Annotated in this window: 21 protein-coding genes and 1 other RNA gene; 5 read left to right on the forward strand and 17 right to left on the reverse strand. The window is 43.0% G+C overall.

The features are described from left to right. Positions 1 to 4 precede the first annotated feature (4 nt). The 5 genes from V6C27_06425 (at position 5) to V6C27_06445 (ending at position 6,337) form a co-directional block, all read left to right on the forward strand. Positions 5 to 1,387 carry an FAD-linked oxidase C-terminal domain-containing protein gene (locus V6C27_06425; GenBank protein ID MEG6616062.1) on the forward strand — a complete coding sequence of 461 codons (1,383 nt, stop codon included), beginning with the start codon at positions 5 to 7 and terminating at the stop codon, positions 1,385 to 1,387. 15 nt (positions 1,388 to 1,402) lie between these two features. Further along, positions 1,403 to 2,677, forward strand: a complete 1,275-nt coding sequence (locus V6C27_06430) for a (Fe-S)-binding protein (GenBank protein ID MEG6616063.1) — start codon at positions 1,403 to 1,405, stop codon at positions 2,675 to 2,677. Between the two features lie 31 nt (positions 2,678 to 2,708). Next, positions 2,709 to 3,281 (forward strand): lactate utilization protein, encoded by a 573-nt coding sequence (locus V6C27_06435; protein MEG6616064.1) that lies wholly within the window; start codon positions 2,709 to 2,711, stop codon positions 3,279 to 3,281. Continuing rightward, the gene (locus tag V6C27_06440) at positions 3,274 to 5,424 is read left to right on the forward strand and encodes an LUD domain-containing protein (GenBank protein ID MEG6616065.1); all 2,151 of its coding nucleotides are present in this window, start codon (positions 3,274 to 3,276) and stop codon (positions 5,422 to 5,424) included. Before V6C27_06435 ends, V6C27_06440 begins: the two co-directional genes overlap by 8 nt. Positions 5,425 to 5,635: 211 nt before the next feature. After that, entirely contained in the window at positions 5,636 to 6,337 is a 702-nt protein-coding gene (locus V6C27_06445) for a FadR/GntR family transcriptional regulator (protein ID MEG6616066.1), read from the forward strand. A 47-nt stretch (positions 6,338 to 6,384) separates the two neighbouring features. Here the strand turns inward: V6C27_06445 and V6C27_06450 are convergent, their stop codons facing one another. From V6C27_06450 to aspS, 17 genes are all read right to left on the reverse strand, one after another. Beyond that, complete coding sequence (locus V6C27_06450) at positions 6,385 to 7,794, reverse strand: VanW family protein (protein ID MEG6616067.1); 1,410 nt, start codon at positions 7,792 to 7,794, stop codon at positions 6,385 to 6,387. Between the two features lie 123 nt (positions 7,795 to 7,917). Next, complete coding sequence (locus V6C27_06455) at positions 7,918 to 8,187, reverse strand: DUF1292 domain-containing protein (GenBank protein MEG6616068.1); 270 nt, start codon at positions 8,185 to 8,187, stop codon at positions 7,918 to 7,920. Between the two features lie 82 nt (positions 8,188 to 8,269). Beyond that, positions 8,270 to 8,686, reverse strand: coding sequence for a Holliday junction resolvase RuvX (ruvX, locus tag V6C27_06460; GenBank protein ID MEG6616069.1), 417 nt, complete (start codon positions 8,684 to 8,686; stop codon positions 8,270 to 8,272). Between the two features lie 24 nt (positions 8,687 to 8,710). Next, a complete protein-coding gene (locus tag V6C27_06465) occupies positions 8,711 to 8,974 on the reverse strand; it encodes an IreB family regulatory phosphoprotein (protein MEG6616070.1) in 264 nt (87 codons plus the stop codon). Positions 8,975 to 9,346: 372 nt separating this feature from the next. Further along, positions 9,347 to 11,980 carry an alanine--tRNA ligase gene (alaS, locus tag V6C27_06470; GenBank protein ID MEG6616071.1) on the reverse strand — a complete coding sequence of 878 codons (2,634 nt, stop codon included), beginning with the start codon at positions 11,978 to 11,980 and terminating at the stop codon, positions 9,347 to 9,349. Positions 11,981 to 12,158: 178 nt separating this feature from the next. Beyond that, the gene (locus tag V6C27_06475) at positions 12,159 to 13,205 is read right to left on the reverse strand and encodes an AI-2E family transporter (GenBank protein MEG6616072.1); all 1,047 of its coding nucleotides are present in this window, start codon (positions 13,203 to 13,205) and stop codon (positions 12,159 to 12,161) included. 100 nt (positions 13,206 to 13,305) lie between these two features. Next, on the reverse strand, positions 13,306 to 13,473 hold the full coding sequence (locus V6C27_06480; GenBank protein MEG6616073.1) for a YtxH domain-containing protein: 168 nt from the start codon (positions 13,471 to 13,473) through the stop codon (positions 13,306 to 13,308). 29 nt (positions 13,474 to 13,502) lie between these two features. Further along, positions 13,503 to 13,679, reverse strand: coding sequence for a hypothetical protein (locus V6C27_06485; GenBank protein ID MEG6616074.1), 177 nt, complete (start codon positions 13,677 to 13,679; stop codon positions 13,503 to 13,505). A gap of 126 nt (positions 13,680 to 13,805) precedes the next feature. After that, the gene (mnmA, locus tag V6C27_06490; protein ID MEG6616075.1) at positions 13,806 to 14,897 is read right to left on the reverse strand and encodes a tRNA 2-thiouridine(34) synthase MnmA; all 1,092 of its coding nucleotides are present in this window, start codon (positions 14,895 to 14,897) and stop codon (positions 13,806 to 13,808) included. A 10-nt stretch (positions 14,898 to 14,907) separates the two neighbouring features. Next, positions 14,908 to 15,279: a Fe-S cluster assembly scaffold protein NifU gene (gene nifU, locus V6C27_06495; protein MEG6616076.1), complete on the reverse strand. Its 372-nt coding sequence runs from the start codon at positions 15,277 to 15,279 to the stop codon at positions 14,908 to 14,910. Between the two features lie 26 nt (positions 15,280 to 15,305). After that, positions 15,306 to 16,529 carry a cysteine desulfurase NifS gene (gene nifS, locus V6C27_06500; protein MEG6616077.1) on the reverse strand — a complete coding sequence of 408 codons (1,224 nt, stop codon included), beginning with the start codon at positions 16,527 to 16,529 and terminating at the stop codon, positions 15,306 to 15,308. Between the two features lie 27 nt (positions 16,530 to 16,556). Beyond that, positions 16,557 to 16,994, reverse strand: a complete 438-nt coding sequence (locus V6C27_06505) for an Rrf2 family transcriptional regulator (GenBank protein MEG6616078.1) — start codon at positions 16,992 to 16,994, stop codon at positions 16,557 to 16,559. Between the two features lie 635 nt (positions 16,995 to 17,629). Beyond that, positions 17,630 to 18,883, reverse strand: a complete 1,254-nt coding sequence (locus V6C27_06510) for a replication-associated recombination protein A (GenBank protein MEG6616079.1) — start codon at positions 18,881 to 18,883, stop codon at positions 17,630 to 17,632. A gap of 126 nt (positions 18,884 to 19,009) precedes the next feature. After that, positions 19,010 to 19,339 carry a thioredoxin gene (gene trxA / locus V6C27_06515; protein ID MEG6616080.1) on the reverse strand — a complete coding sequence of 110 codons (330 nt, stop codon included), beginning with the start codon at positions 19,337 to 19,339 and terminating at the stop codon, positions 19,010 to 19,012. 127 nt (positions 19,340 to 19,466) lie between these two features. Then, complete coding sequence (locus tag V6C27_06520) at positions 19,467 to 20,177, reverse strand: tRNA threonylcarbamoyladenosine dehydratase (protein ID MEG6616081.1); 711 nt, start codon at positions 20,175 to 20,177, stop codon at positions 19,467 to 19,469. Positions 20,178 to 20,266: 89 nt separating this feature from the next. Beyond that, a non-coding RNA gene (ssrS, locus tag V6C27_06525) (6S RNA) lies at positions 20,267 to 20,457 on the reverse strand. A 67-nt stretch (positions 20,458 to 20,524) separates the two neighbouring features. Continuing rightward, complete coding sequence (gene aspS / locus V6C27_06530) at positions 20,525 to 22,330, reverse strand: aspartate--tRNA ligase (protein MEG6616082.1); 1,806 nt, start codon at positions 22,328 to 22,330, stop codon at positions 20,525 to 20,527.

Raw genomic sequence — 22,330 nt, forward strand, 5'->3', positions numbered from 1 at the left:
ATATATGTCCAAAGAACAATTAATTCAAGATTTACGCCAAGCTTTAGGTCAAGAAAACGTAATTACCGAACACGAAGATCTAGTATGTTATTCCTTCGACGCCACTCCGGACATGCCCAACCCATTGCCGGATGTTGTCGTTACCCCTGCGGATAAAGAAGATGTGGTCAAGATAGTTAATCTTGCCAATAAGTACAAAACACCAATTTACCCCAGGGGTTCAGGTACAAACTTAAGTGGTGGCACCATTCCCTTAAAGGGCGGCATTATAATGTCGATGTTAAAAATGAACAAAATTTTAGAAGTTGACGCAGACAACCTGGTTGCTGTGGTTCAACCGGGTGTAATCATTCAAGACCTGAACAATGCCGTGGCGCCCCATGGTTTAATTTATCCACCTGACCCTGGCACTGTTAACACTGCCACCATGGGCGGCAGCGTTTCTGAATGCTCTGGCGGCTTGCGTGGACTTAAGTATGGCGTAACTAAAAACTATGTTATGGCTCTAGAAGTAGTATTGGCCGATGGTAAAATTGCTCGTTTTGGTGGCAAAACTGTTAAAAACGTTACAGCCTATGACTTGGTTAAATTGTTTACCGGTGCCGAAGGCACTTTAGGTATTATAACTGAAATTACCGTTAAGTTGATTCCTGCTCCTGAAGCCCGTTCTTCCATGTTGGGTACCTTCGATACATTGGAAGATGCAGGTAACGCTATTAAAGGAATTATCAGTGCTAAAGTTATTCCGGCAACCTTGGAAATTATGGACCAAGTAACCATTCGCACCGTTGAAAACTTTGCTAAAGTTGGTCTCCCCACCGATGCCCGTGCTATTCTGCTAATAGAAGTAGATGGCATTCCTGAGGTTGTGGCCAGAGAAGCTGAATTGGTGGAAAAAGTAATCAAAGAAAATAACGGCAATCTACAAAAGGCTAAAGATGATAAAGATCGTGATAATATTTGGGCAGCACGTAGAGCAGCTTTACCTGCGTTAGCCCAAGTTAAACCAACCACTGTATTGGAAGACGCCACTGTACCCCGTAGCAATATTACAGAAATGCTGATGGCCATTGAAGAAATCGCTAAAAAATATAATTTAAACATTGGTACCTTTGGTCATGCCGGCGATGGTAATTTGCATCCAACCATCTTGACCGATGCTCGGGACAAAGAAGAAATGGAACGGGTACACAAAGCGGTGGATGAAATCTTTAAAAAGGCCCTTGCACTTGGTGGTACACTATCCGGTGAACATGGTATAGGTATGGCTAAATCTAAATACCTGGAATGGGAGCTGGGTGAAAACGGCATTGAAGTGCTAAATAAAATTAAAAATGCTTTAGATCCAGAAGGAATTTTAAACCCTGGAAAAATGGCTTCCAAATAAAAAGGGGGGGTAATGGTGAGTTATCTAAAACAATTTCCTGAAATAGAACAAGAAACAGTCAAATGCATGAAATGTGGTAACTGTCAAGAAGTTTGCCCTCTATATAAGGAGACGCGCTTTGAAGGTGCTGTGGCCCGAGGTAAAGTGAAGCTTACTGAATCGGTTTTAAATGGCGACTTAACATATACCGATAAGTTAGCCAAAATATTTGATACCTGTCTGCAATGTAAGGCCTGTTCTGCCCACTGCCCCTGCGGTGTGCAACCAGACAAAATTGTACTGGCGGCCAGAGCTAAACTGGCCAAGGAACGTGGTCTACCAACTGTTAAAAAGCTAATTTTTAAAGGTTTGTCTGCCCCATCATTATTTAAGACTGGTATGTCAGTGGGAGCTAAAACCCAAGGATTATTCTTTAAGAAGAGTAAGGATGGTATGAGCCCCAGGGTACCCATCAGTGGTTTGGTATTACGCCGGGTAATTCCTACTCTGGCAAGCAAATCATTCTTGGCTAGTGTATCGGAAAATAACAAAGTAGCCAACCCCGTTAAAAAAGTAGCTTTTTTTGCCGGCTGTACCACTAACTTTATTTATCCCACAGTTGGTCAAGCGCTGATAGATGTAATGAAAGCCAATAATGTTGAAGTGGTGGTACCTAAAGCCCAACACTGTTGCGGTACACCAGTTTTAATGCATGGTGATACCGACACCGCCACCGCAATGGCCAAATCCCATGTTGATATTTTTAGCCAATATGATGTTGACGCAATTATCTCTGTATGTGGTACCTGTGGTGAGGCCTTTGCTAAACATTACCCAGAATTATTAAAGGATATTCCCGCTTATAGTGAAAAAGCTAATCAGTTAGCTAAGAAAACCTATGACTTTGCTCAATTCCTGGTCGATGTAATTGGCCTGGATAAAAATAAATTAGGTACTGTAGATGCCACAGTCACCTACCACGAACCATGCCATATTGGTCGTGGTATGAATGCAGGCAAACAACAAGTAGAAATTATCAATAGCATTCCCGGAGTGAAATATAAGCCTTTAAAACAACCAAACCGTTGTTGCGGTGGCGCCGGTTCATTTAGCTTAACCCACTATGATTTATCATACAAAGTGCTACAGCGCAAAATGGAAGACGTGAAATCAACAGATGCTGAGTATCTGATTACCGGTTGTGGTTCCTGCCGAATGCAGTTAGGCGATGGTCTAGCCCAAGAAAAGATGCCACAAAGGTTAATGCATACTGTTGAATTATTGGCTAAATCGTATAATAATGGTAAATAAAATTTTATTATAGAAAGAAGGAGAAGAAGCAGTGACTCAAACAGTTGAACGGAGTAACCTTTACGAACTGTTTAAGCAAAAAGCTGAGGCTCTGGCTGCCAACGTATATCGGGTAAAAGATTTACAAGAAGCTGGTTCACTGCTCACAACTCTGGCCGAAGAAAGCGGCGCTAATAAAATAGCCGCCGCTTCTTCACCAATGGTTGATGAGTGCCTCAAAAATGCAAAATTAAAAACTGCAGTACACACAGAAGACCTACGTAAACATGCGGAAGAAGCCCATATGGGTTTATCTGAAGTGGATATGGCGGTGGCAGATATTGGTTCATTACAGCAAGACTGCACCGATCTTAATAAGCGTTTGGTTTCAATGTTGCCAAACGTTCACGTTGCATTAATTAGAAGTGATGCCATCGTCCCCACCCTTAAGGATGCCTTTAATAAACTTGATGCTGCTAAGCCAAATGTACCTGGTTACATGGCTTTCATCACTGGCCCCAGCCGGACTTCTGACATTGAGCGGGTTTTAACCATTGGTGTTCACGGGCCTGCTGAGCTAAAAATAATTTTTGTTGACAATCCAGGGGGTGCGGTAAATGGGTAAAGAGAATTTAAAGGGAGAAATTAAAGGCGCTTTAGATAATGGTATTCTCCAAGGTGCCCTAACCCGCTTTGCCAACGACTATCTTGGCTCTAGGGCCCGGGCCTATGAAGGAAGAGATTTTGAAGCGCTGCGCCAAGAAATTGCTGACCGCAAAAGTGCCTCGGCTAAACGAATGCTGGAGCTGGCCCAACAATTCAAAAAAAATGCCGAAGCCAGAGGAGCAAAAGTATTTATTGCTAAAAATGCTGAAGAGGCCAAGAAATATATCCTGGATGTGGCTTTGGCCAACAATGTTAAGATGGTTATTAAGTCTAAGTCCATGGCATCTGAGGAAATACACCTCAATAAATACCTTGAGGCAAACGGTATCACCGCTGCCGAAACCGACCTTGGTGAATGGATTATTCAATTGGCTGGTCAACGTCCGTCTCATATGGTCATGCCAGCAATACACCTGACAAGGGACCAGGTGGCGGATATCTTTTCCAAAGAAATTAATGAGCGCTTAACCAATGATATTCCAAGATTGGTTAAGGTAGCCAGAAAAGAATTAAGAGAAAAATTCTTGAGCGCCGGTATGGGCATCTCCGGTGCCAACGCAGCGGTGGCCGAAACCGGTACCATTGCCATTGTTACTAACGAAGGTAACGCTCGTTTGACCACCACCCTGCCCCCGGTGCATGTGGCTCTGGTGGGTATGGAAAAACTGGTGGAAAAACTAAGTGATGTTAACGCTATTTTGGAATGTCTGCCCCGCAGTGCCACCGGTCAACAGTTAACAAGTTATGTAACCATGATTACTGGGCCAACACCTGCCAATCTACCTGACGGCACCATCGGCACCAAAGAAATGCACATTGTACTGATGGATAATGGTCGTACAACCATGAAGGATGACCCGGTATTCAGTAATGCTTTGCAATGTATCCGCTGCGCTTCATGTTTGAACGTATGCCCTGTCTTCCAGTTACTTGGTGGACACGTGTATGGTGATGTATATACCGGCGGCATTGGCACCATTTTAACCGCCTTCTTCAATGAATTTGACACCGCCGGCGAGCTACAGAACCTTTGTATTGGTTGCGGTCGCTGTAAACAAGTTTGCCCTGGTAAAGTGGATATCCCGGGACTAATTCAAGAACTGCGCAACCGGTATGTGGCGAAAAAAGGCATGCCTGCCGGTCAAAAATTATTACTTAACAGTGTGCTGCCTAATCGTAAGCTATTCCATAGCCTATTAAAGGTTGGTAGCAAGGCACAAAAACCATTTGTTAGCGATAGAAAAATTAGACACCTACCGTTATTTTTAGCCGGCTTCACCGAAGGCAGAAGTTTGCCGTCATTGGCAGATAAACCGTTCCGTGACCAACTGGGTACGCTGCCCAAACCGAAAAAGGTTAAGGCTAAAGTTGGCTTCTTTGGTGGTTGTTTGGTTGACTTTGTCTATCCAAACCTAGGTAAGTCTGCAGCCAAAATCCTTAAGCACATGGATATGGAGCTGGTATATCCGTTAGAGCAAGCTTGTTGTGGTGTTCCTGCTGGTCACCTGGGGGCAAATGACGCCTTTGCCAATATGGCTAAACAAAATATTGCCGCCTTTGAAAAGGCTGGCGTAGACCATATTGTCACTGTTTGCCCAACCTGTACCAACGCCCTGTTAAATGAATATGTCAAGCTGTTGGCCAACGATCCACAATGGGCACAACGGGCTAAAGACTTTGCTGCCAAAGTGGAAGATTTTTCACACTTTGTGGCCACCCGTACTGATAACGGTAAAACCTTAGGTTTGAAAGTTAAGGGTACTGATACTGTAACCTATCATGATTCATGTCACTTAAAGCGCGGATTAAATGTCTTTGACGAACCACGGGCATTGATTCAAGAGGCTGGCCTTAATCTTAAAGAAATGCAATGGTCAGACCGTTGCTGTGGCTTTGGTGGCTCCTACACTGTCCAGTATCCTGAGATTTCTCAACCAATTTTGGATGCTAAACTGGCAGACATTCAACAAACAGGCGCCAACATTGTCGCCATGGACTGCCCGGGTTGTCTAATGCAAATTGATGGTGGTTTAGACAAAAAAGGCTGTCATGCTAAAGCTAAACACACCGTTGAACTAATAGCTGAAAGATTACCAGACTAAATTAAATCATTGTTCTAAAGGCCAATATATAAAACAAATATTGGCCTTTAGATTTATACATATTACAAAATAAGCATACTTTTAAATCCAGTTAATTTGTTGTTTATAAAATCAGGTCATAGTATAATTATTATACTGCTTAATTATTAACTTATATTTAGAATACCTTGGGGTTACTTGCCTAGGTTAAATATGACAGTGGGGGTTTGCTATGGAATTTCGACCGATTAGAACAAAAAAAATATATGAAGAAATAATAGAACAAATCAAAACAATGATAGCTGAAGGTAAGTTGCGCCCAGGGGACAAGTTAATATCTGAACGTGAAATGGCAGAAAAAATGCAAGTGGGCAGATCTGCCGTGCGGGAAGCCTTTCGGGCTTTGGAGGCAATGAAGATTATCAAAATAAAGCCCGGTGAAGGTACCTATATCCGCGAAGCCAGCTCGGAACATATTATCGAGGCACTATCTTTAGTTCTCAGCGCAGAACAAGACACTGCCAAGGAATTGATGGAATTGAGAATAATACTGGAAGTGCAAAGTGCAGGCTTAGCCGCCAAGCGCCGTAAAGAAAGCGATTTAGCGGTAATGAAAAGGGCATTGCATCAAATGGAATTGGACGTTAAAAATGGTGAATATGGAGAAAAGGCAGATTTTGCTTTTCACTACGCCATTGCTAAAGCCACTAAAAACACTATGGTTTTAAGATTAATGGCCAACATCTCAGACACCATGAGCAATGTCATGCACACCGCCAGAGTGGAATTATTTCGCGATCCCAGCAGACCACAACAACTTTTAGACGAGCACTGGTCAATTTACCAGGCAATAGCCGATTCAAACCAACAGTTGGCACAAAAATCAATGTATGACCACTTACACAACGTGGAAAAAAGCGCCTTTCCTAGATAATATAACTAATCAGTTAAGTAATTAATAAACCGACCACTGTGGTCGGTTTAATTATTCTCTGACGTTGCTTCAAAGTCAATTCCCCTTGGCGGAGTAATTACTCTTTCTTGATCCGCCGTTCCCACGGCAATTACTTCGTTTACTGGATTATAGCGACTTATGGGTAGTTGTTGCCGTTTAATTACTTCTCCATTCTTTAAGACAATTTTTTCTACGTTGACCACATAACCTTTACTTCCCTCCTGCTTTATTACTTTTTGTCCCCGCTTTAAATTGTTGTCTTCTTCATAAATAGTTTCTGGTTCTAGCTCTTGTTCTATCCAGCTGTTCACAATTACCTGCTGTCTTTGGCTACTGTCACCAAATATCTTTACTGTCAGTTGACCAGATTTAACCTCTGTTTTTAAGTATAAACAGCGGCCACTATTATTTATAAACTTAAAATCCACTAAACCATAGACCACAGTGGCATCTCTGCCAATGGGTACATAATTTATTGGCAAGGAATGATTACGCCGTTCAGATATTTCAAGATCTGCCAGCAATACTGCGTTATACAAAGTGGTTGATACTTGACAAACACCACCACCAACTCCTTCTACCAATTCGTTATTCTCAATTACCCCGGCAGTTTTATAGCCGGCCTCTGAACTGCGCGGACCCACCACTTCATTAAAAGAAACTTCTTGACCGGGGGTGATTATTAGGCCATCCAGCGCATTGGCAGCCACTCTGATATTGTAAGAACGGTTGGTTATTTTGGGGTCAAATTTGGTGGTATAACTGGCCAGCAGACCGGTGATACCCATTTCTTGGATATCTTCAGTGGTATATTCCGGCATAACTTCCACCAATGGCAATAAAAGATCAAACCCTTTCCCGGCTAAAGGTTGTTGTTGCAAATTCCTTTGTAATATTTCCATATCGATCTCTTTTCCATTTTTTGATGGAATAATGGTAATTTTATCGTCATCATCAATATTTAATACTGCATTTTTTGCCGGTACATTTAAATGCCCAACCAGTTTGTTTACTTCTTCAACTAACTGCTGCTGATTTATTTTAATCAACGGTTGCACCGTATATCCCTGCTCTTTAATACGGCGGTAGGTTTGCCAACGCTCGCTTATTGAGCCCTGCCGTCCCATTTGCATGGCCCGAGTTATGGTTTGGTCTATATCAATCTGTAGGCCAACTTTCTCCAATGGCAATGACCAGGTTTGATTATTATAGACCAGATTTACTGGTATCTGTAATATTTCCTTCTCTAGTTGATTAAGCCTTTCGGCAGTCTGTTGTTTGTTTAAGCCACCTATATCTATTCCCTTTACCTTAATTCCCGGCAGTATATGTTGGGTTGATAACAATATCTTTATGTCTTCGCCTACAAAAACAAAGGTGGCCATAAACAACAGCAGACATATTAACGGGGTGATGTATGTTGATCTCTTGATCATAAAATTCCTCCAGGTGAAATGGGGCTTTTATAATCTTTATTTAGGATTGTCCCATAATATGTTTAGTTTGGCTTTTATACAACAAAAAAGAGTGCTGTTACAGCACTCTTTTGTTGCTAGTTTTTAGTTAGCGTCGTCACCTTCGCTGGTTACCAGTTCTTCCCAAGCATCGGCAACCTTTTCCCACTCTTCATCTTCTTCAATATCAACTAAGATTTCATTACCATCTTCATCTTTATCAAACTTTAAGATAACAGCTTCATCAGCATCTTCTTCGGCGGGAAGTAAGATAGCATACTCGGAACCTTCAACTTCAATTATATCCACAACTGTAAAGTCGTGTTCCTTGCCTTCTTCATCTATTAATGTAACAACTTCATCATGCTCTGGCACAAATATCACCTCATTTTAACAAATTAATTACATCCTATACCAAGTATAACCAGATGTCAAGAAATTTAAACCAAACCCGAAATTAACTGCCATTTTTTCGGTCTAGGTAACCTTGTAATATAAATGTTGCGGCCATTTTATCAATTACTTTTTTTCTTTTACCCCGGCTGACGTCGGCCCCAATAAGCAATCTCTCTGCAGCAACAGTGGTTAATCGCTCATCCCAAAATTCTACCGGCAAATCAATGGTTTGTTGCATCGCTTCGGTAAAGGCTTGTACCTTCTCAGCCTGGGGACCGATGGTGCCATTCATATTTTTAGGCAGGCCGACGACAATTCTATCAACTTCATATTGTTGAATAATTTCAGCCAGTCTATCTATGTCTTTCTTTTCATCGCTACGTCTGATAACTTCCAATCCTTGGGCAGTCCACCCCATTAAATCGCTGAGGGCAACACCAATGGTTCGGTCACCGACATCTAGGCCCATAATTCTCAAAATAATTCCACACCTTATAAATATTTATTTGTTATGGTTCAAATAATACTTAACCAATTCCTCTAACAGTTCGTCCCTTTCCAAACGTCTAATTAAGCTACGGGCATTGCCGTGGCTGGTAATATAAGCTGGATCGCCAGACAATAAATAACCCACAATTTGATTAATCGGGTTATAACCCTTTTCCTTTAGCGACCGATACACCGTGGTTAAAATATCACGGGCTTGATTCACTTCTTCAGTTTGTACCTTAAACATCACAGTATCTTCCGAAAAATCCCTTGTCATGGCAAACCCTCCCATCCTTTAATATTGCCCATTTTATTTTCTATATTCGTTAATACCATGCAGTTTTCCTCTACATTAATTAAACAATTCTATCCCGTACCAACAAAATAATATTGTTCCGTTTTCATTTTGTAACCGATTGTGGCATATCAACATATTATGTTGATGTAAGTATAAAATTATAGATTCGGAGGAGGTTACAAAATGGGTTACTACGGTGGAGGTTTTGGCAGCAACAATTTGCTATTTTTTCTAATCCTTATCTTATTACTGTCTGGCGGCGGCGGCTATGGTTACGGCCCTTATGCCGAAAACAAATAGTATCTGATAGTGCTAAGAAAACCGGCTCCCTTGGGAGTCGGTTTTCTTTTATTACTGAAGTTGTTCTTCAACCACCCGGTAGCACTTATCAATTGCCTCTTGCAGCTTAGAGGGGTCTTTACCACCGGCTTGAGCCATATCTGGCCTACCACCACCACCGCCTCCTACTACCTGAGCAATTTCTTTAATTATTTTGCCGGCATGAACGCCTTTATTCAGCATATCCTTGGTGGCAGCCACAATTAGGCTTGCCTTGCCGCCAATATCTGCTCCCAGTACAACCACACCGGATCTCAACTTATCCCGCAGTACGTCCGCCATATCGCGTAGTCCGTCAATATCAGCAACCGTTACCACCGCGGCTAACACCTTCACCCCTTTTACATCCTTAACCTGTTCAGTAAGATCACTGGCTTGTTGTTGGGACAACTTCGCTCTTATTGCTTCCAGTTCACACTCAGTGTCCTTTAGTCGCTGTTGCAAATCCTTAATCTTCTTTAAAGTCTCTTGGGGAGTAGCTTTAACAGCAGCAGCAATTTGATCTAATTGTTGTTCTTTAGATGCTAGGTATTTTAACACTCCTAAACCTGTAACTGCTTCAATACGCCGCAAACCAGCTCCAACGCTACTCTCGGATAAAACTTTAAATAAGCCGATTTCAGATGTTGAATGCACATGGGTACCACCACACAATTCAAGGCTGAAATCCCCCATTTTAACTACCCGCACCTTTTGTCCATACTTTTCTCCAAAAAGGGCCATGGCCCCCATGGTTTTAGCGTTGGCAAGGGATGTTTCGGTAACTTCTACTGCTAAATTATTTAATATAGCATTGTTTACTAGCGTTTCTATCTGTTTTAGTTCCTCTGCAGATACCGCAGCATAATGAGTAAAGTCAAATCGCAACCGATCAGGTTCCACCAGTGAACCTGCTTGATTAACATGCTCACCCAAAACAACCTTTAATGCTTTATGTAACAGGTGGGTTGCTGAGTGATTGCGCATAATATCATAGCGGCGTTCAGCAGCCACCTGTACCTGTACTTTTTCGTGACGGCGCACCACACCGGAAATTACTTTGCCGCGGTGAACAACAAAGTTCTCCACGGGCTTATTAACCCCTTGAATTTCCACTTTAAAATCCTTACCAATAACATATCCGTGGTCCGCCACTTGGCCACCGCTTTCAGCATAACAAGGAGTTACATCCAAAATCAGTTCAATTTCTTCCCCAGCCACCGCCTGTAGTTCTTGTAAATTATCTTTAACAATTCCTAGGATATTGGCTTCTGTTTTTAGTTGACCGTAACCAACAAAGTGGGTTTCGCCGTACTCTTCCTTCAGCGCTTTATACATCGCACCCCGTTCAGATAAATATTCGGTCTCTTGGCGGGCATTGCGAGCCCGTTGCCGTTGCTCTTCCAGAGCCTGATTAAAACCATCTTCGTCCACAGTTAAACCCTGTTCCTCGGCAATTTCTTTAGTTAGCTCCAACGGGAAACCAAAGGTATCATAAAGTCTAAAGGCATCGGCACCGGTAATTTCGATTTGACCGGCAGCTTTAGCATCTGTCATTAACTGATTTAATATATCGGTACCTTGGGACAGCGTTTCTAAGAAACGTTCTTCCTCTGTGCGTATAACCCGCAGAATGTGATCCCGCTTTTGGTTCAATTCCGGATAAGCACCAAACATTTTATCGATGACAGCGCCGGCAACCTTGTACAAAAAGGTATCCTCCATGCCCAGCACTCGACCAAAGCGAACCGCCCGGCGCAATAGCCGGCGAATAACGTAACCTCTGCCTTCGTTAGACGGTAGCGCACCATCGCTAATGGCAAAGGTAACCGCTCTGGCATGGTCGGCAATTACCTTTAGTGCTAAGTCGCTATCCCTTTGATCACCGTATTTTACGTTAACCAACGCCGCCGTAAAGTCCATAATGTCACGCAACAGGTCGGTGTCAAAATTGGTGGCCACCCTTTGGATTACCGAAGTCACCCGTTCTAATCCCATACCGGTATCGATACCTTTATTTTTTAGCGGTTTATAGTTACCCTCTTCATCACGGAAAAACTGAATGAAAACTAAGTTCCAGATTTCTAAGAAACGGTCACAGTCACAACCCACTGCACAATCAGCGCTGCCGCAACCCCGTTCTGCACCTAAATCTATGTATATTTCGGAACAGGGACCACATGGTCCAACACCAATTTCCCAAAAGTTAGTATCTTTACCCATCCGAACAATTTTGTCTGCTGGGATACCCACTTGTTTGTGCCAAATGTCAAAGGCTTCATCATCATCAAGATAGATGGTTATCCAGAGCTTGTCCTTAGGTAACCCAAGGGTTTCGGTGACAAATTCCCAAGCCCAGGGGATTGCCTGTTCTTTAAAATAATCACCAAAGGAAAAATTACCCAACATCTCAAAAAAAGTATGGTGCCGGGCAGTTTTACCCACTTCTTCAATGTCAGGGGTACGCAAACATTTTTGACAAGTGGTGACTCTAGTCACCTCCGGTGTAGCTTGTCCAGTGAAATAGGGTTTAAAGGGCACCATACCAGCTGCTGTCCATAAAATACTGGGATCATTATGGGGAATTAACGATGCGCTGGGTTGAATTTGGTGGCCACGTTCTTCGAAGAATTTCAAAAATTTCTCTCTTATTTCATTACCAGTCAAAGGATGTAACCTCCTGTCCTCTATATTAACCTTTGATGAATTTTACTCAAAAATAAAACCTTCCCTCCCAACCGATGTCCGTTGTGGGGCGGAAAGGTAGCAAGTTTATTACTCTAAATAATTATATAGAAGTAGCCTGCTTATTGTCAAGAAATGTACTTGCCTGGATTAGACCTTCTTAAGGGAGATTTTGTAATACAATTTTTTGATACAAAAAGCTTAACAAAATCCGTAAAATTGCAGCCACCGGTACAGCTAACAACATGCCCACAACACCATATAATTCTGCTCCTGCCAGTAAAACCATGATAATAAATAAAGGGTGCAGCCCAACACTCTGGCCCAGTACCTTAGGCGCCAATATGTTGCCTTCTATTTGCTGAATAATTAATATGGCCAACACAACCTTGATGGCCATATATTTTGATTGCATTAGGCCAATTGCCACTGCCGGTATGGCACCTAATATTGGCCCAAAGTACGGAATCAGTTCGGTTAAGCCAGCAATAATTCCCAGCATAACTGAATATTCCAAGCCCAAAAGGGCCATGGAGATACCCGTCATCAAACCAACTATAATTACTAAACTAAGGTGACCTCTAATGAAGCTAATTAGTACAACATTTATTTGGCGGGCCAAATGCCAAGTATCAGAAAAATGACGTTCTGGCAACCAAACTGTCACCTTACTTTTAAAGGAATCGAGATCCTTTAAAATATAAAAGGCCAACACCGGTGCCAAAATAAAGTTTAAACTATGACCCAACAGACTAATTATTGATCTGACCGTGGCCACTAAAAGTTGCTGTAAAGTTGACTCAATCTCAGATATTTGTTGATCTATCGCTTGACGCATAGCCTCAGGTAATTCAGTGCGGTAATAACTTTTTTGCACATTCTGCAAAAATATCTCCACTTGATCGGTGTAACTGGGCAACATATAAACCAACGTATGTAATTGATTTACTAGTCTAGGTATACCATACAATAATATGGCCGAAACAACTATCATTACTCCCATATAAGCCAGTAGTATTGCCAGTACACGGGGGGTTCCCCGTTCCTCCATCGCACAGACCAGTGGATACAGCAAATAAACCAGCACCGCTGCTAAAATAAACGAAACAAACAAATTGCGGATCAAATAAATAAAACCCATCGACATTAATAATAAAACTAAGTAAAACATATAACGATGTATTTTTTTATCATGCCACAGTGTCATTATCTATCTCCATCGTATAAAAAACTTGTATTTGCACCAATCCTTTTCAATTCCGGTAATGTAAATAAAAAGTGAGGTATCACCTCACTTTTTCGAATACCTATTTCATTAAATCTTGAACCCGATGCGACACACCTCTCATCATGCGATTGGCCTGTTTACGACGTCGGGGTCCAATGATGTTGCGGTTGTTTTTTGGCTCCATATACATGCTCATCACTGCTCCTAAAACACTGCCGGCCACCATACCACTCCAAAATCCGCGCAACTTAATTCACCCCCTGTAACATATTGTAATTACAGCAACATTGTTTGATTATTTGGATCAAAGGCAACTAAACTACCATCTTCATCAACTTGAAAAATATCTACTCCTTCTTTGCTTTTTCGATACTCCACGCAACAGTCCCAACAGTAATACTGGTCTACTCCCACTTTGCCGGTGGCTTTGCCACCACATACAGGACAATTCATTATAACCAAAATCCCCCTTTCAAAACGCAACAACAATGGTAATTATATTATTGCCGTAATTACACAAAAAAATGCAATGGGACCAATTTCTTTTACATCCCATTGCATTTTAAAATTAGATAAAAATTATAAAACTTTTTCTATAGTGCCTCCTCCAACCAGGTAATCCCCTTGATAAAATACCACCGCTTGTCCGGGGGTAATGGCCTTTTGTGGTTGTTGAAAATGCACATGCACTTTCCCCGCGGGCAATGGACTGATGATGGCCGGAGAAGGACTGCCATTATAGCGCACTTGGGCTTCTACTTCGGTAGGAGCCAGCAATTCTTTAAATAAAATAAAGTTATTATCTTCAGAAATCAAATCATGTTTAAATACCGCGTCTTCGGGGCCGATAACTACTGCGTTACGCTGGGGATCGATATCCACCACATAAACTCGTTCACCGGCGGCAATACCTAACCCCCGGCGCTGGCCAATGGTATAATGGGCTATCCCCTGATGTTCGCCCAACACATTTCCCTCTAAATCTAAAAACGGCCCTTTGGCAAACTTGCTACCGGTTCTTTCTTCTAAAAACTTGCGATAGTTGTTATCCGGTACAAAACATATCTCTTGGCTTTCTGGTTTAGTGGCGGTGGACAAGCCCAGTTTGGCTGCCATTTCCCGCACCTCCGGTTTGGTATAGGCCGCAAGGGGCATCAAGGTGTGCTCAATTTGATACTGGGTCATGTTGTACAAGACATAGGTCTGATCTTTTTTATCATCAATGGCCTTTCTGATGGTCCAACGCTGATGCTCTTCTGAGTACCCCAAACGGGCATAGTGTCCGGTGGCAACATATTCTGCCCCCAGCGCCACCGCTTTATTTAATAAAGCCTCAAACTTAATATAACGGTTACAAGCAATACATGGATTGGGAGTGCGACCTTTAATATACTCGTCGGCAAAATAGTCTATCACCTTTTGCTCAAAAAGCTCACGGAAATTCAAAACATAATAGGGAATCCCCAACTTGTTTGCCACCCGCCGGGCATCATCCACTGCCGTTAGCGAACAGCAACCAACGTAATCTTCATCAACCACCGTTACGTTAGGGTCCCAAATTTGCATGGTCACACCAATACAGTCATATCCCTGTTGCTGTAGCAAAGCGGCGGTGACAGAACTGTCTACGCCGCCGCTCATAGCTACCACTACTTTTTTATTGTTTGCCAATAAAATTCACCTACGCACCATGAGTTTTACGATAATTTTTAATTGCATCCTGCAGTGCATCAGCAGCCAAGTTTGAACAGTGCATCTTTTGCGGTGGCAGACCGTCTAAAGCCTCCGCCACCGATTTATTGGTAATTTCCATGGCTTCATCCAAAGTCTTTCCTTTGGCCATTTCAGTTACCATACTGCTGGTGGCTATGGCAGCCCCACAACCAAAGGTTTGGAACTTAATATCCTCAATGCGATTTTCATTGATTTTTAAATAAATTTTCATAATATCGCCACAGGTGGGGTTGCCAACTTGTCCCACCGCATCTGCGTCAGCCATTTCCCCTACATTACGTGGATTTGAAAAATGATCCATTACCTTTTCAGTATACATAGGTTATCCTCTCCCACCAATTTATATTATTTACGACCACAGGATGAACATGATCCGCCCGGAGTACAGTTTGGATCAAATCCCCCTGCTGCCAATGGAGACATTTGTCTTAGTCGTTCCACAATTGGAATTAAGCTATCTACAAAATAATCAACATCTTCTTCGGTGGTGTGTTTGCCCATACTAATCCTAAGGCTACCGTGGGCAATTTCCACCGGTATTCCCATGGCTAACAACACATGGGACGGTTCCAGGGAACCAGAGGTACATGCTGACCCGCTGGAAATGGCGATGCCCTTCATATCTAGCGAGAGCAACATTGATTCTCCTTCGACATACTCAATACAAAAACTGGCATGACCCGGTATTCTTTTTTCTGGGTGGCCATTTGATCTGGTATTGGGTATACTGTTCAGCACTCTATCCACTACTTTTTTGTGCAGCTTGGTCAATCTTTCATAATACTCCGGTTGATTGGCCACAGCCATTTCTATTGCTTTACCCAGACCAATAATGGCTGGAGCATTTTCAGTTCCGGGACGGCGGCGACGTTCTTGACCACCACCATACATGATTGGTTGCCACCAAGTACCCCGACGTAGGTACATCGCCCCAATTCCCTTAGGCCCATATATTTTATGACCCGAAAGGGTAAGTAAGTCAACGTTTAAATCATCTACATTTACTGGGATTTTACCAATACTTTGCACCGCATCAGTATGGAAAATAATTTTCCGTCCTTGCTTGCGCAACATTTGCCCGATTTCTGCAATGGGCATTATTGTTCCCACTTCATTATTAGCATGCATAATTGATACCAGGATAGTTTTATCAGTTAAGGCATTGGCCACATCTTCAACACTGACCAGGCCGTATTCATCAACCGGCAATACCGTTACTTCAAACCCCTCTTTAGCCAGCATTTCGCAGGTGGTTAGTACACAGTGATGTTCCACTGCTGTGGTAATAATATGATTACCCTTTTGTTTGTTGGCATAGGCCACACCTCTAAGGGCCATATTTGCTGCTTCGGTACCACCACTGGTGAAGGTTATTTCACCCACATGGGATGCACCAATGGCTACCCTTACCTGCTCCCGGGCATCTTCTACAGCCTTCCTTACTGGCCGGCCAAAGCCGTGGACACTGGAGGGATTACCATAATCCTCAACCATATACTTCATCATTAGTTCAGCCACTGCGGGGTCAGTTTGGGTCGTTGCAGAATTGTCCAAATACACTTTGCGCATAAGTAATGCCTCCTCGTTTACCATAACTTATTCCTGATTTGATTGCTCTATTTTTTTAGCCTCTCGACACATGTCCGCCAGGTTAATAGAATCTATAACATCGGTGATACTATCCCTTACTTTCGCCCACACATTGCGAGAAATACAATAATGAAGTTGGTCACAGTCACCGGGTTCATCTTCATTAACACATTCCAACGGTGCTATCGGACCTTCCAGCACTCTTATTATATCCCCCACAGTGATATCCTCAGGGCTACGGGCTAAAACATAACCGCCTTGTGAACCGCGAATACTTTTAACCAACCCAGCTTTGCGCAGCGAAGCAATTAGCTGCTCCAAATAATTATCTGACAATTGCTGACGTTCGGCCACCATTTTTAGCGGGATTGGACCTTTGCCATAATTTAGAGCCAAATCAAACATCGCCCTTAAGCCATAATGCCCTTTGGTGGACAACTTCAAATAACCACCTCCAGTAAAGCAATCACAAACCCTACTACTTTGATAGGGAATGTTGCTAAACATATCCTAGCACAGCACTAGGATATTTGTCAACGTTAATTCCTACCTATGCACTTGGTTTTTTTCTTTGAGCTAATTTTACTTAATTATACATATGTATGTTATTTCTTCCTTGATTTGGTTAGTTGTATGCATTAATTGTAATTATTTTAAGGGTGTATTGTGGGTTAATTATCGCTATAGTTTTTGCTACTCGCTAAGACATCGTGGCTTTTACTGTGGTTTGAATCTGTTTTGCTGTTGGGATTTAGGTTACGGAAAACCTGACACCTGCTGCACCGCTCACTTTTGGGATAGTTTCGCAGACCGAACTAATGCTCATCCAACCGGCTCCGGCAGGGTCCCCGGCAAATTCGCCGTCCATGGCTCAGTTGCCGGTGGCGCACGTCCTATGCGCCACCCTGCCTCCACCGGTCTACTTCGCTAAGTTCGGTTCACTGCTCAACTATATGTCGTTCGCTTACTGCAGCAGGTATCGGGTTTTAAAATTAATCCTTTGTTCGTAAAGCAAGGGCAAAAGCCACCTGCTTTTGCCACAGCACATGATTGAATAGCTAGTTTTAACAATTCAAAATTCATAATTGCCTTTTTATCCTTCTGATCTCGCTGATTTTATCGTTTAGTTTCTTTTCTAGCCCGAGGTTTTTAGGTTGGTAGTATTCCACTCCCACCAATTCGTTGGGTAGGTATTGCTGCGGTGTCCATGCCCCGGGGTAGTCATGGGGATACTTGTAATCCAGTCCATGGCCAAGCTTGGCAGCGCCCTTATAGTGGGCATCCCTTAAATGAACTGGCACCGAACCACAATCTTTTTTATTGATATCTGCCAACGCTCGATCTATGGCTTGATAGGCACTATTACTCTTAGGACATAGTGCTAAGTATATTACCACTTCAGACAAAATAATCCGCGCCTCGGGCATGCCCACAAAATGCACCGCCTGGGCTCCGGACATGGCCAGCTGCAGTGCTTGGGGCTGTGCCAGACCAATATCTTCTGCGGCACTGATTAACAACCGCCGGGCGATGAATTTAACGTCTTCACCACCGGCAAGCATTCTGGCTAGGTAATGCAAGGCAGCATCGGGGTCGCTACCGCGGATGGACTTGATCAGAGCCGAAGCAACATCGTAATGATTATCTCCAGATTTATCATAGTTAATCATTCTTTGCTGTAAGCAATCCTCAGCCACTGCAATTGTGTATTGGATTACCCCCTGGGCATCGGGTTCGGTGGTCAACACCCCCAGTTCCAAAGCATTTAAAGCCGTCCGGGCATCGCCACCGCTGGCATTAATTAAGTGTTCTTTGGCCTGTTGATGCAGGTTAACTTGATAATTTCCCAACCCGCGCTCCTGATCCTGCAGAGCCTGGTTGATTATCGCCTCAATATCCTGCGGGGTCAATGACTGAAATTTAAACAGGGTGGAGCGGGAACGCAATGCGTTATTCACTTCAAAAAACGGATTTTCGGTGGTGGAACCAATCAAGGTAATCAAGCCCTGTTCCACATAGGGGAGTAATGCATCCTGTTGGCTTTTATTCAGGTGATGGATTTCATCTAAAAACAGTATTACTCCACCACTACGTCTAGCTTTATCTGCCACTTCCCTTAAATCCTTTACCCCGCAAGTGACAGCATTCAATCGTTCAAAGGGTTTATTGGCACTATAAGCTATAATTTCTGCCAACGTTGTCTTGCCAGTACCCGGCGGCCCATAAAAAATAGCTGATCCTAAACGCCCAGCCTTTATCGCCCGATACAAAAGTTTGTTTTCAGCCAACAAATGTCTTTGTCCAATAAATTCATCCAATGTCCGCGGGCGCATTCTGGCAGCTAAGGGTAAATGTTCAGGGTAAAAAAGCAAATTAATTCCCCCCAAAAACATAAACTATATTTAAAAAGAGCACGTGCTCGGCACGTGCTCCAAAATAATACACAATATGTACTAAAATTATAAGTGCTTTTCAATTAATTTCTTTAATTCTTCACCTTTACGGAAACCAATGGCCCGTTCCACTTCTTTACCATCTTTAAATAAAATCATAGTAGGAATGCTCATTACTTGAAATTCACCGGCAGTACCTCGGTTTTCATCCACATTGATTTTACCCACTGTTACTTTGCCCGCCATATCAGCAGCCAATTTTTCTAATTCCGGGGCAACCATCTTACAGGGACCACACCAATCAGCCCAAAAATCAACGAGCACCGGAACATCACTGTTGCTAACCTTATCCTTAAATTCAGCGTCTGTGAGAATGACAATGTTTTCGCTAGCCATATTACTCGCTCTCCTTCCTGGATATATTGTCCAAATACAATACTATATAGCAACTTTAGATATAGTTTCTACAGTTCTAAATTATAATACCTACTAAAAGCCCTTGTCAAATTTCTAAATTTTTAGATTATACCAACAAATCCTTGACCACCACGCTGGCCAAAATTAAACCAACTGTGGCCGGTACAAAGGATATGCTGCCCGGTGGCTGCTTGCGTTCATTAGCACCGTTGTTTTGCGGGGGCTTAATGGCCGGCTCGGTGGAGTAGACCACCTTTACCCCGCTGTTGATACCAGCGTTCCTTAATTCTCTCCGCACCACCTTTGCAAGGGGACATACCGATGTTTGTGATATATCTGCCACTTTGAAGGCTGTGGGGTCCAGTTTATTGCCGGCACCCATACTGGCCACAATAGCTATGTTATTGGCTATACATCTTTTGATCAAATCTAGCTTGCCAGTGACATTATCAATGGCGTCCACCACATAATCCAAATCTGGGGTAATTAACTCCGGGCCATTCTCTGGGGTATAAAATCTTTTAATTGCTTGCACTCTTGCTTGTGGATTAATCAGTTTTATTCTCTCAGCCATTAATTCAACCTTGGCTTTACCAACTGTACTCTCCAATGCATGCAATTGACGGTTGATGTTGGTAATATCCACGTCATCGAAGTCCACCAATATTAACTCCCCAATCCCAGCCCGTGCCAACGCCTCCACAGTATAGGAGCCAACCCCACCAACTCCGAAAACCGCAACTTTACTGCTTTTTAGTTTTTCTAGCCCTTCGGGACCGATGAGCATTTCTGTTCTGGAAAACCTATGGGTATTCATGGTAACCTCCATCTGTAAAAAAGATTACTTAGCGGTGCCGGCATAAAAAATCAGTGTACAGTTAAAAATTATCTGTACACCGATTGATAAATAACCCCGCCCATGCCGTGACAGCTAAGAGTTTTTGAACCTGCTCTCACCAGGTGGGTGTCCTCCTGACTGTTTCAAGTTTCCTTATCATCGTTCAAAAGGCGTACCATCCGCAGTTCAGAGCAAGGACTCCCGTTTACTATAATGTTGGCTCAAAACTTCAAAGGCAATCCGCACACAGCAGGGTGATAAATAATTCATAATTTTGTAACATTTAATTTATTTTATGTTAACACATGCCCATTCAGTTGGCAATATTATTTTTCTTGACTTTTGCTATCTTTATTATCCTTTGTTACAGCAGTGCTTTTTATGTGCAACTCTTTAAGTTGCTTTTTATCCACATAATCTGGGGCAGCGGTCATCAAACAGGTGGCGCTGGCTGTTTTAGGGAACGCAATTACATCTCTAATACTATCTTTCCCAGCTAACAACATTACTAAACGATCGAATCCAAAGGCTACGCCGCCATGGGGGGGAGCGCCGTATTCAAAGGCATCCAACATAAAGCCAAATTTCTCCCGGGCTTCTTCGTCGGTTAAACCAATGGCTTTAAACATTTTTTCTTGCACATCCCGGCGGTGAATTCGGATACTGCCACCACCAATTTCCACGCCGTTTAACACCATGTCATAAGCCTTAGCCCGCACACTTTGGGGTTCGGTTTCCATTAGAGCTAAGTCTTCATCCTTAGGGGCGGTGAATGGGTGGTGTTTAGCCACAAAGCGTCCCTCTTCTTCATCGTACTCCATCAGCGGGAAGTCAACCACCCAGAGGAAGTTGTAGGTATTCTCGGGGATAATACCTAACCGATCGGCCAGATGCAGCCTTAGTGCACCCAGTGAAGCCGCCACCACCGATGGTGTATCGGCCACAAATAACAGTAAATCACCGGGTTTCGCTGCCATTTTATCTAAAATGGTGTTGATTTCTTCTTCGCTAAAGAACTTGGCGATTGGTGATTTAACGCCATCTTCGGTAACAATAAAGTATGCCAGCCCTTTAGCTTTGTAAATTGCTGCATAGGCGGTTAAATCGTCAATTTCTTTACGGCTGAAACCACCGCACCCTTCAGCATTGATACCTTTAACCTGACCACCATTGGCCACCACAGTTTTGAATACTTTAAAGCCACATTGGGCGGCAATTGGGGAAATATCCTTCAGTTCCATGCCAAACCGAATATCCGGTTTATCTGAACCATAGCGATCCATCGCTTCTTGATAAGACATTCTAGGCATCGGCAGGGGTACTTCCAAGCCGATGGTTTCTTTACATATATGGTCAATCATTTCTTCCATCAAGTTAGTCACATCATCCACATCAACAAAGGACATCTCCAAGTCTATTTGGGTGAACTCCGGTTGACGGTCGGCCCGCAAATCTTCGTCACGGAAACAACGGACAATTTGAAAGTATCTTTCCATGCCAGATAACATCAAAATTTGCTTAAATATCTGGGGTGACTGGGGTAAAGCATAAAATTTCCCAGGGTTTACCCGGCTGGGAACCAAATAGTCTCTGGCGCCCTCCGGCGTACTTTTGGTCAACATCGGTGTTTCAATTTCTAAAAATTCGTGACGATCCAGAAAATCCCGCACTGCTTTACCGGTTTTATGGCGTAAAACCATGGATTGTAGCATTTCCGGACGGCGCAAATCAATATAACGGTACTTTAGACGAACGTTTTCATCCACATCAACGCCGTCTTCAACATAGAATGGTGGTGTTTTTGCTTGGTTCAATACCACCAACGTATCAGCATAAACCTCCACCTCACCAGTGGCCATGTTGGGATTAATCGTTCCTTCGGGGCGGGCATAAACCTTACCTTTAACGGCAATTACCCACTCGTTGCGAATGGCTTCTGCCAAGTGAAAGGCTTGTTGGTCAACTTCTGGACTAAACACCACCTGCACCAAACCCCAACGGTCGCGCAGATCCACAAATATTAAACCGCCATGATCACGGCGCCGTTGCACCCAACCCATTAATACCACTTGTTGCTCTACATGGGTACTGTTCATTTGCCCACATTTATGAGTTCTCTTTAACCCTTGCAT

It is taken from the genome of Peptococcaceae bacterium 1198_IL3148 (genome assembly GCA_036763105.1).
GTDB lineage: Bacteria > Bacillota > Desulfotomaculia > Desulfotomaculales > Desulfohalotomaculaceae > JBAIYS01.

Coding starts and splice junctions, on each gene's coding strand:
- V6C27_06425 (MEG6616062.1), top strand. CDS start 5: ATGTCCAAAGAACAATTAATTCAAGATTTACGCCAAGCTTTAGGTCAA.
- V6C27_06440 (MEG6616065.1), top strand. CDS start 3,274: ATGGGTAAAGAGAATTTAAAGGGAGAAATTAAAGGCGCTTTAGATAAT.
- V6C27_06445 (MEG6616066.1), top strand. CDS start 5,636: ATGGAATTTCGACCGATTAGAACAAAAAAAATATATGAAGAAATAATA.
- V6C27_06450 (MEG6616067.1), bottom strand. CDS start 7,794: ATGATCAAGAGATCAACATACATCACCCCGTTAATATGTCTGCTGTTG.
- V6C27_06465 (MEG6616070.1), bottom strand. CDS start 8,974: ATGACAAGGGATTTTTCGGAAGATACTGTGATGTTTAAGGTACAAACT.
- V6C27_06475 (MEG6616072.1), bottom strand. CDS start 13,205: ATGACACTGTGGCATGATAAAAAAATACATCGTTATATGTTTTACTTA.
- V6C27_06485 (MEG6616074.1), bottom strand. CDS start 13,679: ATGAATTGTCCTGTATGTGGTGGCAAAGCCACCGGCAAAGTGGGAGTA.
- nifU (MEG6616076.1), bottom strand. CDS start 15,279: ATGTATACTGAAAAGGTAATGGATCATTTTTCAAATCCACGTAATGTA.
- nifS (MEG6616077.1), bottom strand. CDS start 16,529: ATGCGCAAAGTGTATTTGGACAATTCTGCAACGACCCAAACTGACCCC.
- V6C27_06510 (MEG6616079.1), bottom strand. CDS start 18,883: ATGCGCCCGCGGACATTGGATGAATTTATTGGACAAAGACATTTGTTG.
- trxA (MEG6616080.1), bottom strand. CDS start 19,339: ATGGCTAGCGAAAACATTGTCATTCTCACAGACGCTGAATTTAAGGAT.
- V6C27_06520 (MEG6616081.1), bottom strand. CDS start 20,177: ATGAATACCCATAGGTTTTCCAGAACAGAAATGCTCATCGGTCCCGAA.
- aspS (MEG6616082.1), bottom strand. CDS start 22,330: ATGCAAGGGTTAAAGAGAACTCATAAATGTGGGCAAATGAACAGTACC.